Raw genomic sequence first — 12,922 nt, 5'->3', positions numbered from 1 at the left:
CTAACAAAGACCGCCTCCGCGGGCTGGAAGAAAGACAAACAAAGACGGCGATTTAAATCGCTTCTACACTAACAAAGACCGCCTCCGCGGGCTGGAAGAGTTAATCAGATTAGTTGAAATTTAATTAACATCATTCTTTTGATATACTGAGATTCGTTATTCCAACTAGCAATTATAACGCTTTTATGGCAATTTTAGAATTTTTATTGGTAATTGGTTTGGGCGGATTCGCAGGCTTGTTGATTGTCAACAATCTGAATGAAAGCAAGCAAAAACGACAGTTGGATGAGGCTTTTTATCAGTTGTTGGAAAGTCAAAACAGTCAGATGTCGCTGATTCAATTGGCGGCTAGCGCTAGGGTTGAGGCTGAAGTGGCTCAGCAGTATTTAAACCGACAAGTTAAGATTTTTTCGGCGATTTTAGAGGTGGATGATGAAGGGGATACTTTTTATCGGTTTCCGAGGTTGCGCTTGCCGCCGAGTTCTGGTAAGGAATGGTAATGCAGTTGACAGTTGATAGTTGACAGTTGACAGTTGACAGTTGTCAGTGGTTAGTTGTCAGTTTCCTAATAATATTTAGTGGCTTTTAACTAATTTAATGCTGATTAAAGATATCGGAGAACAAGGTCTTTTAAGAATATTACAAAAATTCTGTCCCGCCGAAATTGTGGGTGATGATTGCGCTGTACTTCCGACAAATCCTCACCAATCTCTGGCGGTGACGACGGATATGTTGGTGGATGGAGTGCATTTTAGCGATCGCACCACCAGCCCTTATGACGCAGGATGGCGCGCCGCAGCCGCGAATTTGTCGGATCTGGCTGCGATGGGTGCAAAGCCTCTGGCGGTGACTGTAGCCCTGGCTGTGACGGCGGATACGGCTGTGGAGTGGGTGGAAGAGTTTTATCGGGGGATGACGGCTTGTCTGCAAGAGTATCATACGCCGATCGCCGGTGGGGATGTGGTGCGATCGCCCGTGGTGACAATTTCGATTACTGCTTTGGGACAGGTTGAGGAAAATCGTACCATTCGTCGGTCAAATGCGCGGGAGAATTGGGCGATTGTGGCTACTGGTGTGCACGGGGCTTCTCGCGCGGGATTGGAGTTGTTGTTGAATCCTGAATTTGGGCAAAATCTGGAAAAGGGCGATCGCACTTCTTTAATTCTCGCTCATCAGCGGCCTAAACCGAGGTTGGATGTTTTGCCGATGCTTTGGGAGATATTGGGTTGTGAAGGTGAGATAGAACCCCCCCTCAGTCCCCCCCTTGGTAAGGGGGGGAAGCAAGATTTGAATTCTCCCCCCCTTAGCAAGGTAGGCGTTAATTCTCCCCCCCTTACCAAGGGGGGGCCGGGGGGGGTTAATTCCCCAATTGCGATCACCGGAATGGACAGTAGCGACGGTTTAGCGGATGCAATTATTCAGGTTTGTCGGGCTAGCGGTGTTGGTGCAAAAGTCGATCGCACGAAAATACCAATTCCCCCTAGTTTAAGCGAAATCGTATCCGCTGAAAAGGCTCTGGATTGGGCGTTGTATGGTGGTGAAGATTTTGAGTTGGTGCTGTTTTTGCCGATCGACCGTGCTAAGTTATTGGTGGAACGAATCGGTGATGGTGCTGCGATCGTCGGAATCACTACGGAATGTGCCGATATTTGGTTGAGTGATAGCAGCGGGATTTGTCCTGATTTTAGATTGGAGAGCGATCGGGGATTTCAACACTTCTGAATTATATCTTAGTCCGCGGAGGCGGACATCGTTTGTATAGACGCGGTTTCTAACCGCCGGGTTTCTAATTCGCGATTTCAATATTATATCTTAGTCCGCGGAGGCGGACATCGTTTGTGTAGACGCGGTTTCTAACCGCCGGGTTTCTAACCGCCGGGTTTCTAATTCGCGGTTTCAATCGCCCTGTCTCGCATCGCGCACTTCCTCGGCTTGCTGCAAGATATCATTAACTGGTTGACTTTGGGAATTGGGTAATTGTGCAACAGATTTACGCCCAAACAATCTCAATCTACCATTAATTTTCCATGTCCCATTAAGCAAACCAACAACTCCAGCCACAATTACCACAGCTAGGAGACTCCATAATAAGCTAGCTACAGCAGGATGAAGTACATCCCCTTTTTGAGGTATCCTAAACACTAGCGGTGTCTCAACATAAGCAGAAACAGCAGAAACCACAATCCCTCCAGCCCCCAAGCCAGCACCTAATATTTCAATTTTTCTTTCTAAAGAGCGATCGCATTCTGCTTGTTCAATATCGACAATTCCTCCCACCAACTCCACCGCAATCTTAATCAAATCAGTGCCATGTTTGAAATAGCCTAAATCGCCCTTAATTTGTTCTTGAAAATACGGACAAGTTCTATCAATGAAAAACTTGAACGTTGTCAAATCATCAGTTGGTATCTGCAATTTATCGCTAATTTGCAACAACTTTTCTTGATAGTTGTAAACATGAATATTAATCGTGTTATTAAAATCTTCTAAACATTCCAAAGCTCTTTCATAATTCAAGCTTTCTCGAAGTAACTCTTTTAGTTTGGTTTTTAGATACTTTAACGATTCATCTATATTAATACTTTGCCTCGAATCAACTCCAGTTGACAATTCAATCCGACTTACCTCGGTGATTTTTGCTTCTAGCTTTTCGATTGTTTGCTCAATCTCTAAATATCGTTCCTTAAGTAGATCGTAATTTCTGCGACTATCAATAAAAGCTTTGGTGATTTTATGGCGGTGATAAAACAGTTCAAACAAAGGTTGAACAATCTTCCCTAATTTTCCCTCAATGTCATCATCAACCAGATAAACAAATACCTGTACTTGACTTTTGGGAGAACTATACTCAAACATCGGAGAATCGAATAACTTAGTATCACGGTAAAAAGGTGGACGCACAGACTCTTCTGGGAAAAGATGTTTTAAACATTCATCTGCAACTTTGCGAAAGTCATTGTCACTTGGCTGTTGATAAGTTTTTGATTTGTAAGTAATCAAAATAGTTTGTCCTAGCCAATTTTCATGACTATCAGCAACCAAAAGATTATTAACATTGAATTGTGTTAATGCTGCGACTTCTAAGTCTTTGTTTTCGTCAGTTTCTGGGCTGCCAATTCTCGCTAAGATACCTTCACTATCATCGATGCGACAAAATCTTAAGGAACCATCGATTTGATTTGAATGCTCTAATTTGTTGGGTTTAGTGAGGGGATAACTGAGGTTTGCTTGAGAAAAAACTTTGGTTTTGTCCAGACTGAAATATTGCCAGATACTATTTGCCCAAGTCCAGATTGAGTCAACATCAGTTTTACTTTTGCTGCTGAGTTGGTAGCTGTAGATATAGACTTGGGGATGGTCAATTTTTAGCATCTGGTGCGGGGGGAATTGAGGGTGGTTGAATGCGTTGTTTTAAGTTTGCTTCTAGCTTTTTGATATCAGGATAGTTATTGGTGAGTGTTTCATAGCCCGGTGTGACTTCCGGTTCTGCATCATCAAGATTTTTGCGAGTCAGATTGGCAATCTGCTCTGCTACTTCGGGAAAATTTTGATAGACTTTATTAATAGCTTCTTTAACTGCTTTATCAGTAGCATCAGACTCAGCTATCGGCAAAACAGTCTTGAGTAATTCTTCAATAAATGGCGGAGTCAGAATCTCTGGGGCTTTGGTAATCGCGTTATAGATTTCCGACAAAATCAGGGTTTTCATCATAAGTTTACCTCAAAAATGGATGTACAATGTCAAGTGCTGTAGGAGCGGGTTTTACCAAAAACCAATAATCTCGTAAACCCGCCCCCGCCAAACTTTGATTAATTCTGTTCAGATTGTTCTTGTTGAGCTTCGGTGATAATCGCTGCTACTTCAGCTATCGGCAAGTCAAAGAATAGAGCAATTTGTTCTGTAGCTAATCCCACATTAAACATTCTGAGGATTGCAGCTTTTTCTCGCTGTTTAGCAGCTTGCAATTCAGCTTGTGCTTCAGCTTGTACTTCTTCAAGAATCTCTTGATAAACTCTGGTTTTCTTTAAGTCACTGAGGTTCAACATGGCGGCAATTTCCTCTCTGGATTTTTGGGGTAACTTGTAAAAAATGATGGTTTCTAGCAAGTTTATGAAGCTCTCTCTGACTGCGATATTTGGTATTTCGGTTTCGGCTTGTCTGGCTAAATCTATAGCTAAATCCGAGGCCGTGTTTTCTGGTTCGATTACCAGTTTAAGTAATTTTATCGGTAGAGATGCTGTTTCTGGTTCGGTAAGTTCATTCAGGTAAATGCGGGTAATTTTTGGGAGTGCCAGCATTTCCTGAAAGTGGATGTCACTTTCTCTTTCTGTTTGCCGATTTGGGTAAATGACTACCAATTGCCAAGGGTGCGGCGGTTGGTACTGTTTGAGATAGATGAATAGTTCGGCAAATAGACGATAGTACAGATTTGGGTCTGGTTGAAATTGGACTTCCACAATGTAGAATGGTAGTTGAGAATCTGCGACAATTGGCAGAAACAAACCATCTAGGCGAAAGGCTAATTGTTTGACTTCTTGGGATGTGAATTGGTATTGGTTTGTAGCATCGGCAGGTATACCCAGCAGGGCAAAGAAAATAAACGGAAATTCTTGGAAGATGCTGTAAAATAGGCTGTCGGTTTTCATCGATCGAATTTAATCTTTCTTTGAATTATACCCTATTCATTCACGATCGTATCATAATCCCAAGTGCTGTAGGGGCGGGTTCGCCGAAATATTTGACACCCATCGATGGATTATAAAAACCCGCCCCCACCCCACCGAAATATTTAGATCGCAATTCTATTGTACAAATAGATTGTGCGTTATATCATAGCCGGGGCGGGTTTATGAAATCTTTGGTTTTTATCGGAGATTGTTGGTGAACCCGCCCCTACAATATTTGCACATTCACATTATAAACCTATAGCACAAAATGCTCCCCAATGATAAACATCGCCGTAGGGTTTTACAGCCGGTTTATAACGTCCCAGATATTCTGTAACATCTTCTTTTTGCTCTCCATCGAAACTCTCCGAACCTTCCACCCATTCTAGCAAATCAGAAGCAGTAGCAGACTTAAACCAGCGCTGGGTATCGTGGAGGGCTTGACCAATGCTAACTCCAGGTTTTAGTACCTCATAGAATTTTACCATCATCAAGGCAGTCGAGAGGTCATTGACTGCCCAAAGACTGGCCAAAGTTCCCATTGCTCCCGCGTAGAGAAATCCCGTCGGTAATCCAATATAATCGGAGCGATTCTGCGTATCGATTAGCGCGGTTTCGCAGGCGGAAAGCACCACTAGGCGGCACTGTTTGAATCGCAGCCCGAAAATTTCACGCAAAGTCAGGCATTTGTCAATATCCGCTGTTTTGCCTTCGCGCCATTCCACATAACGCTCAGATGCCCCTAAATCTTCGATGATACCCCCTGACAAAATCAAAAACGACTTCAACGGCTCATCAGCATTAAACGAGCCGTGACACGAGAAATGCGCGCAATGAGCATTTTGTAACTGCTCTAAATACTGTTCCAAAAGATTAGTTTTACTCGCTTGTGAGCCCGGCAGAATTTGACTGATGGCGAATTTGGGGGCGATGCTGGCGACTTCCAAATCGGTGTAGGGAAGATCCGAGGTGGGGTTTTGCAGGGCGAGGAGTTGGTCAAAATTTGGGTGGATTGTAATCTGTTGCAGGAGTTGGCAACTGGGGCTGTATTGAATCCCTTGGGTGAATCTATCTAACAAGAATTCGTCGTGGGTTAGGGGTAGGGCGTGGAGGGGGAACAGGTGCAGCAACCAGTGGGGAATTAGGATTAAGCGCGTACTTTCTGAGGGCAGAATTGTGGTGATTTGGAGGATTTCGGCAAGACGCTGGAGATAGTCGGAGAGTTTCTTTTGCCAGTCGATTTTGCTTTTTTTGTAGTCGGCGCGGTAGTCAACAACTAAGTAGATTAATTCAGCGAGTTGAGGATTGCGATGCACTGTCAGCACGTCGGGGTAAGTGAGGACAAAGGTGATGATTTCTTCGTTAGTGATGTACCACTCAATTAGGGCGGTGTCTGGGGTGAGGAGTTGGGTAATTTCGGTGAAAGTAATGGGTTTTAGGAGTTGGGGGGTTTCCTGTTTTTGGGCGATGACTTCGGCAAGGTTGCGGGCTTTGTTGGCTTCGGCATATAAGAGTGCTTCTTGGTTGCTTTGGCGATCGAGGCATACTTGCACCATGCTCATGTAGAGTTTATCCCACTCCAAGTCGTGTTTTTGTTTGGTTTCATCTCCCGATTCTAACTCTCGTAATTTGGAGGCTCCGGTTATGGCATTTTTAAAGGTATCGTAGGCACTTTGGAGAGTTGCTGCTTTTTGGTTTTTGTCTGCTGGTTTTTCTCGGTTGATGTAGTCTAGTTTTTTCAGATAAGTCAAGCCCAGGTTATTTAAGGTTAATACGTTATTGAACGGGAAATTCTCAAGGGTACGAACAGTTAAAGCAGCCTCATAAAATGCGATCGCCCGTTCCAGATTTTCCGCCCGCGAATCGTTGATTCTGTTTCTGTAGGCAGCAGCTAGGTTATTTTGAGTCATTGCCCATTTTTCAGGGAAATCCTCAAGGGTACGAACTGTTAAAGCAGCCTCATAAAACTCGATCGCCCGTTCCAGATTTTCGGCACGCGAACCGTTTATCCTGTCACCGTAGGCAATAGCTAGGTTATTTTGAGTCATTGCCCATTTGTCAGGGAAATTCTCAAGGGTACGAACAGTTAAAGCAGCCTCATAAAAGTTAAAGCAGCCTCATAAAACTCGATCGCCCGTTCCAGATTTTCGGCACGCGAACCGTTTATCCTGTTTCTGTAGGCAATCGCTAGGTTATTTTGAGTTTCAGCAAACTTTTCGCTTCCCGGCTGCCAATTGTTTAAAACTATTTGATAACCAGTAATAGCAATTTCAATATTATTTGCTCTACTGCCAAGGGGAAAGTTTTTAATATGAATACTCAAATTTTCAATGTCGGCGACAATTGAGCTAATTGCTTCTGGATGTTCGGCAATTAAAATCTGGGCTACTTGCTGTAAAGTCTCGGAAAAACCAGCATTGAGGAGATGTTGCCGTTGATCGAGTATGGGGTAAATTACTTTAATATCGCTATTACTATCTTGTTCTGCTTGCAATAATTCTAGGATAAAGTTGGCATACTCTTGGGAATTTTCACCTTCAGAGTTGACTCGATCGCGGTTTTCTTCCATTGTGGGGAGTTGTGAATAACACCGGATTTTATTTTATCATACTTGGGGTTGGTTTGATGGGTGGCGAGAAACCGGGTTTTTGCGAAGATATTGGATGCGAGGCGAAGATATCGGAAAAAACCCGGTTTCTGAGATTGTGGGTGGTGGCGAGAAACCGGGTTTTTGCGAGGATATTCGATGCGAGGCGAAGATATCGGAAAAAACCCGGTTTCTGAGATTGTGCGTGGTGGCGAGAAACCGGGTTTTTGCGAGGATATTCGATGCGAGGTGAAGATATCGGAAAAAACCCGGTTTCTGAGATTGTGGGTGGTGGCGAGAAACCGGGTTTTTGCGAGGATATTCGATGCGAGGTGAAGATATCGGAAAAAACCCGGTTTCTGAGATTGTTAAAGCAGCCTCACATTAGGCATTAGCCAGCTTCTTTTTAATCATTGCCCAATATTCAGGGAAATCCTCACGGGTATATACTGTTAATGCTGCTTGATAAAACGATCGCGCCTTTTCGAGATTTTCATCCCGCGAACCGTTGATTCTGTCATTATGGGCATTACCTAGGTTATATTGAATCATTGCCCAATCTTCAGGAAAGTGTTCAGGGGTACGAACAGTTAAAGCAGCCTCAAAAAATGCGATCGCGCGATCCAGATTTTCCGCCCGCGAACCGTTGATTCTGTTAGCGTAAGCAGCAGCTAGGTTATTTTGAGCCATTGCCCAATCTTCCGGGAAAGCCTCAAGGGTGTAGACTGTTAAAGCAGCGCCATAAAGGGCGATCGCCATTTCCACATTTTCGGCCCGCGAATCCTTGATTCTGGTAATATAGGCAGCAGCTAAGTTGTTTTGAGTTTGAGCAAACTTGTCGCTTCCCGGTTGCCGATTATTTAAAACAAGTTGATAAGCGGCAATGGCAATTTCAATATTATTCGCTCTATTCCCACCCGAAAAATTACTAATATTAATGGTCAAGTCTTCAACGAGGCTGACAATTGACTCAATAGTTTGGGCATTTTCGCCACCAATTAACCTCTGCAATACTTGCTCTAAAATGTCAGAAAAACGAGCATTGAGGAGATGTTTTCGTTCGGCTAGCATCGGGTAAATTACTGCTGGATTGCTATTGCTACCATCTTCTGCTTGCAATAACTCTAAAATAAAGTTTGCATACTCTTGGGCATTTTCACCTACGGAGTTATCGCCATCGTTGATATCGATTAATTGTGATAACTGGCCGATCAGATTTCGCAGGAAATCAGCGCCGTTTTGTCCTCCTTGCTGTGCCATTTTTTCGGCTACCAACTCGCAAGTTTCCAGAAATTCGACATCCAACAATTCTGAGTTATCTTGTAATATCTGGGGTTCCGATCCGTTGGGACAATTCAGCAGGGTGTGAATTAGTTCTAGGTAGGCTTGGGCGCGGTTTTCTTCCATTGTTGGGGAGTTGTGAATAATGTCGAGATTCATTTTATCATGGTTGGGGGTTTTGGGGGTTGTTGCAAAGATAAGACGGCGGTTGGAAACCGCGTCTACACAAACGATGTCCGCCTCCGCGGACTGAAGAAGATAACGTAATTTCACCGCCTTTTCTTCAACCCGCGGAGGCGGGTTTTGTCTGTGTAGACGCGGTTTCCAACCGCCGGGTTTCCAACCGCCGGGTTTCCAACCGCCGGGTTTCCAACCGCCGGGTTTCCAACCGCCGGGTTTCCAACCGCCTTGAATTGTCGGTGGGTGGCCAGAAACCGGGTTTTTGCGAGGATATTTGATGGGAGGCGAAGATATCGATAAAAACCAAATTACGGCGGTTGGAAACCGCGTCTACACAAACGATGTCCGCCTCCGCGGACTGAAGATAGGACGTAGTTTCACCGCCTTTTATTCAACCCGCGGAGGCGGGTTTTGTCTGTGTAGACGCGGTTTCCAACCGCCGGGTTTCCAACCGCCGGGTTTCCAACCGCCCGGTTTTCAACCACCCAATATTCCACCGCCCAGTTTTCTAATTCCTGCACAATGCTACCTTGGGCATTAATCTATCTAAAATTTGTCCGATCGCAATTACAGTCCAATCAATATCAGCTTCCGTGGTTTCGCGTCCCAGTGTCAAGCGAATTCCACCAACCGCACCGCTTTCGTCATATCCCATTGCCAATAATATCGGACTAGGCGTGAGTTTACCACTGCTACAAGCCGCACCGGAACTAATGCCAATTCCGGCTAAATTTAGCTGTCTCACGAGAGTTTTGCCTGTGATTCTCTCTGTGTCTCTCTTTTGGTAAGGGCGACAGGATGGGGAGACAATGCAAAAACTGGTGTGGTGCGGCAGTCGGTAATATCGATCGCCCGTCGGGACTAAACTGGGTATGTCAGCTAATTTGTCAAAAAGTCGATCGCGCAATCCAATCAACCTCGGCGTTTCCACATCCATTTCCTGCACAGCCAACTCCGCCGCCACTCCAAAACCGACGATAGCGGGCAGTGCTTGCGTCCCTGAACGCAGTTTCAACTCTTGTCCTCCCCCGCCGAACATTGGCACCAATTCTAGTCCTGGACGCACGTACAGCGCCCCTGCACCTTGCGGCCCGTAAAGTTTGTGACTGGAAAGCGAAAGCAAGTCTACGGGCAGTTTTTGCACGTCAATCGGCAATTTACCGGCAACTTGAACTGCATCGGTATGGAACAGGATATTGCGATCGCGCGCAATTTGCGATAATGCTTCTATGGGTTGCAGTGTACCAACTTCGCTTTGTCCGTAGATGATGGAAATTAGCACTGTGTGCGATCGCAGTGATTCTTGCAAATCCAAAGGATGAATTCGCCCATGTTTATCGACTGGTAATCGAGTTACTTCCCATCCCAATTCTTCGAGTTGTCGCACTGGTTCTGATACTGCGGAATGCTCAACACTGGAAATAATGATATGCTGCGGTTTTGTATAAAGACGCGCAACTCCCATAATTGCTAAATTATCCGCTTCAGTGCCGCCCGAAGTAAAAATCATCGATTCCGGTAGCGCGTTAATCAGCCCAGCAACCTGCATTCTGGCTAATTCTAAAGCAGTCGCCGCCCTTTGTCCCCACTCGTGCAAACTAGAAGGATTTCCCCAGTATTGAGTCAGAGCTTTTTGCATAGCATCAATTGCTTCTGGGCGTGTCGGCGTTGTAGCGCTATAGTCGAGGTAAATTTGCATTGCTTTAATTAAATGACGAACTAATAATGAATGATTGACTACCTAATGAATAAAGCACTTATCCTAAAGGCATAAATGATTATTGACTCATGACTCATAATTCTTAAATTATGACTGATAACAATTGCTAACTCCCAACTGCTAACTCCCAACTGTCAACTCCCCGCTGTCAACTGTCAACTCCCCACTGTCAACTGTCAACTATCAACTGTCAACTGTCTAATGACTCCCAGGTTTGCAGACATTGTAGTCTTCATGGGACAAGACTTTTTGGGGAATTAAGAAAGTGCCGCAATCTTCACAAAGCATTCTGTAGTTGCGGGTTACAGGAATACTCACAATCCAGCGGTTGTGACGCAGGCGTTTGCCGCCGAAATCTCTGTAATTCTTATTTTCCCCCAAAGCTGCTATAATAGCGCGAGCTTTAGTAACTACATGGTCGGGTAGACCTCTGAGATCGATCGCATCTCTAGCAAATGATGCTTCCCTCTCTTGTTTTTGGGTCTGTTTTTCGGCCAGCAGTTCAACTGATTGCTGTTGCGCTATCAACTCTTGCGTGCACCGATGGCACGCTTTACCATATCCCCTGTGACCACAATCAAAAATTGTTTTTCTTTTAGCCATAAAGCATCAGTATCGGGTTTGACCCACGCCCCTGAATGCTGCTACCCTACCAGTGATGCTTCCGGCATCGAGGCAGTTCTACAAGACGCAAAATCTATTCCCTGTCATAAATTTAATAGTTTTAACTTTCCTCGATCCAATATCTTTCCACTCTGAATAGACTGATGACCTCAATAAAATTTTAAATTTTGTGAATGTACTTTATTATAATTTACCAGGTTTGTGTTGTGTTGGATTGCTGGCGATCGCCCTGACGGCTTGCGGACAAGCAAAGCAGGACGTGCAGAATTTACCTCCCACTCTCGCTCCGCTGCCTCAAGACCCCTTGTTGCAAGTATACTTCAATCAGTCCCTCACTTCGAGTTACACAGAGCCCTACCGCGCACAAACTAGGGCTGGAGATGATTTAGAAAAGTTAATCGCCGAGGCAGTAGCAAGTGCTGAATCGACCGTAGATATAGCGGTTCAGGAGTTTCGCTTACCCGGTATTGCACGAAGGTTGGCCGATCGCGCGCGCGCTGGAATTAAAGTCAGATTAATTGTCGAACATCTGTACAATCGCCCTTGGAGCGATTATACAGCCCAGGAGTTGGCAAAGTTACCAGAACGAGAGCGCGATCGCTACAGCGAATTTCTGCAACTAGCCGATACCAATAAAGACGGTAAATTTAGTGCCGAGGAAATCAAGCAAAATGATGCTTTGGTAATTCTCAAAGATGCGGGGATTCCTGTAATTGACGATACTGCTGACGGCAGCAAAGGCAGCGGTTTGATGCACCACAAATTTGCAGTAATTGACGGCAAAACAGTCATCGTAACTTCGGCGAATTTTACCACCAGCGATATCCACGGCGATTTCAAGACAGCAGCAAGTCGCGACAATGCCAACAATCTGCTAAAAATTGCCAGCCCTAAATTAGCGCAAATATTTACTCAAGAATTTAACATCATGTGGGGCGACGGGCCCGGTGGTAAACCGGATAGCAAGTTTGGCATCAAAAAGCCGTTTCGTCAAGTGCAAAAAGTGAGAGTTGGTAATGCAACTGTTGCGGTGCAATTTTCACCAACAAGTGCGACTTTGCCTTGGGAACAAAGCGTTAACAGTTTGATAAATCGCACTTTAGCAAAGGCAAAAAAATCTGTTAATTTGGCACTCTTTGTATTTTCGGCGCAGCGGTTGTCAAATACTCTGGAACTTGAATCTAGGCGCGGTGTAGCGGTGCGAGCTTTGATTGACCCAAATTTCATTTATCGCCCTTACAGCGAAGGTTTAGACATGATGGGGGCGACTTTCATGCAGGATTGCGGCGGCTTAGAAGCGGACAATCGCCCGTGGAAAAAGCCGCTGACTACAGTGGGAGTGCCGCTGTTACCAATGGGCGATCGCCTGCACCACAAATTCGGCGTTATCGACGGAAATACCGTGCTGACAGGCTCTCACAACTGGAGTGAGGCTGCAAATCACGGGAATGATGAGACGTTATTGGCGATCGACAGCCCGACGGTTGGGGCCCATTTTGAGCGGGAGTTCGATCGGCTTTACAAAGGTGCAATCTTGGGAATTCCCGCCCGAATCAAACAGAAAATTGACGCTAAGCAAAAAGAGTGTAAATCAGTCCAAGCAACATCAAAACCTGCGAATCCTCAACCGCAAAGTGGTGGTAAAAACTTAATTAATTTGAATAGCGCGACTCAAGAAGAACTAGAAACTTTGCCAGGGGTTGGCCAGAAGTTAGCCGAGAAAATTATTGCAGCGCGGGAAAAGCAGCCTTTTGAGTCTTGGGAGGATGTCGAAAGATTGCCAGGAGTAGGAAACAAGGCTATAGACAAATGGCGCGATCGAGTAACATTTTAAAGTAGGGTGCGTCAGCTATGGTGATTTA

11 protein-coding genes are annotated in these 12,922 nt (G+C 45.0%); 3 read left to right on the top strand and 8 right to left on the bottom strand.

Annotation, left to right across the window (positions count from 1 at the left end; translation table 11 throughout):
• Positions 1-185: 185 nt before the first annotated feature.
• Both JGK36_RS26210 and thiL read left to right on the top strand, forming a co-directional pair.
• Positions 186-500: a hypothetical protein gene (locus JGK36_RS26210; protein WP_293193752.1), complete on the top strand. Its 315-nt coding sequence runs from the start codon at positions 186-188 to the stop codon at positions 498-500.
• A gap of 97 nt (positions 501-597) precedes the next feature.
• The gene (gene thiL / locus JGK36_RS26205; protein ID WP_293198501.1) at positions 598-1,722 is read left to right on the top strand and encodes a thiamine-phosphate kinase; all 1,125 of its coding nucleotides are present in this window, start codon (positions 598-600) and stop codon (positions 1,720-1,722) included.
• 174 nt (positions 1,723-1,896) lie between these two features.
• Here the strand turns inward: thiL and JGK36_RS26200 are convergent, their stop codons facing one another.
• The 8 genes from JGK36_RS26200 to JGK36_RS26165 form a co-directional block, all read right to left on the bottom strand.
• On the bottom strand, positions 1,897-3,372 hold the full coding sequence (locus tag JGK36_RS26200; protein WP_293198499.1) for a hypothetical protein: 1,476 nt from the start codon (positions 3,370-3,372) through the stop codon (positions 1,897-1,899).
• Positions 3,359-3,712: a hypothetical protein gene (locus tag JGK36_RS26195; RefSeq protein WP_293186774.1), complete on the bottom strand. Its 354-nt coding sequence runs from the start codon at positions 3,710-3,712 to the stop codon at positions 3,359-3,361. The genes JGK36_RS26200 and JGK36_RS26195 overlap by 14 nt, the downstream gene beginning before the upstream one ends.
• A 98-nt stretch (positions 3,713-3,810) precedes the next feature.
• Positions 3,811-4,647, bottom strand: coding sequence for an Rpn family recombination-promoting nuclease/putative transposase (locus tag JGK36_RS26190; RefSeq protein ID WP_293198498.1), 837 nt, complete (start codon positions 4,645-4,647; stop codon positions 3,811-3,813).
• A 269-nt stretch (positions 4,648-4,916) separates the two neighbouring features.
• A complete protein-coding gene (locus JGK36_RS26185) occupies positions 4,917-6,716 on the bottom strand; it encodes a CHAT domain-containing protein (RefSeq protein WP_293201181.1) in 1,800 nt (599 codons plus the stop codon).
• Positions 6,717-6,754: 38 nt separating this feature from the next.
• A complete protein-coding gene (locus JGK36_RS26180; RefSeq protein ID WP_293201178.1) occupies positions 6,755-7,237 on the bottom strand; it encodes a tetratricopeptide repeat protein in 483 nt (160 codons plus the stop codon).
• A 402-nt stretch (positions 7,238-7,639) separates the two neighbouring features.
• Positions 7,640-8,695, bottom strand: a complete 1,056-nt coding sequence (locus JGK36_RS26175) for a tetratricopeptide repeat protein (RefSeq protein ID WP_293198493.1) — start codon at positions 8,693-8,695, stop codon at positions 7,640-7,642.
• A 529-nt stretch (positions 8,696-9,224) separates the two neighbouring features.
• Positions 9,225-10,415 carry a cysteine desulfurase family protein gene (locus JGK36_RS26170; RefSeq protein WP_293198491.1) on the bottom strand — a complete coding sequence of 397 codons (1,191 nt, stop codon included), beginning with the start codon at positions 10,413-10,415 and terminating at the stop codon, positions 9,225-9,227.
• A gap of 219 nt (positions 10,416-10,634) precedes the next feature.
• Positions 10,635-11,039, bottom strand: coding sequence for a hypothetical protein (locus JGK36_RS26165; protein WP_293186780.1), 405 nt, complete (start codon positions 11,037-11,039; stop codon positions 10,635-10,637).
• Positions 11,040-11,229: 190 nt separating this feature from the next.
• Here JGK36_RS26165 and JGK36_RS26160 point away from each other — a divergent pair, with 190 nt between their 5' ends.
• Positions 11,230-12,894, top strand: a complete 1,665-nt coding sequence (locus tag JGK36_RS26160) for a DUF655 domain-containing protein (protein ID WP_293198482.1) — start codon at positions 11,230-11,232, stop codon at positions 12,892-12,894.
• The last annotated feature ends 28 nt before the right edge of the window (positions 12,895-12,922 follow it).

This window comes from Microcoleus sp. PH2017_35_SFW_U_B, assembly GCF_020737865.1.
Taxonomy (GTDB): domain Bacteria; phylum Cyanobacteriota; class Cyanobacteriia; order Cyanobacteriales; family Microcoleaceae; genus Microcoleus.
Note: the sequence above shows the minus strand (reverse complement) of the source record. Positions and strands in the feature narration are given on the sequence as shown.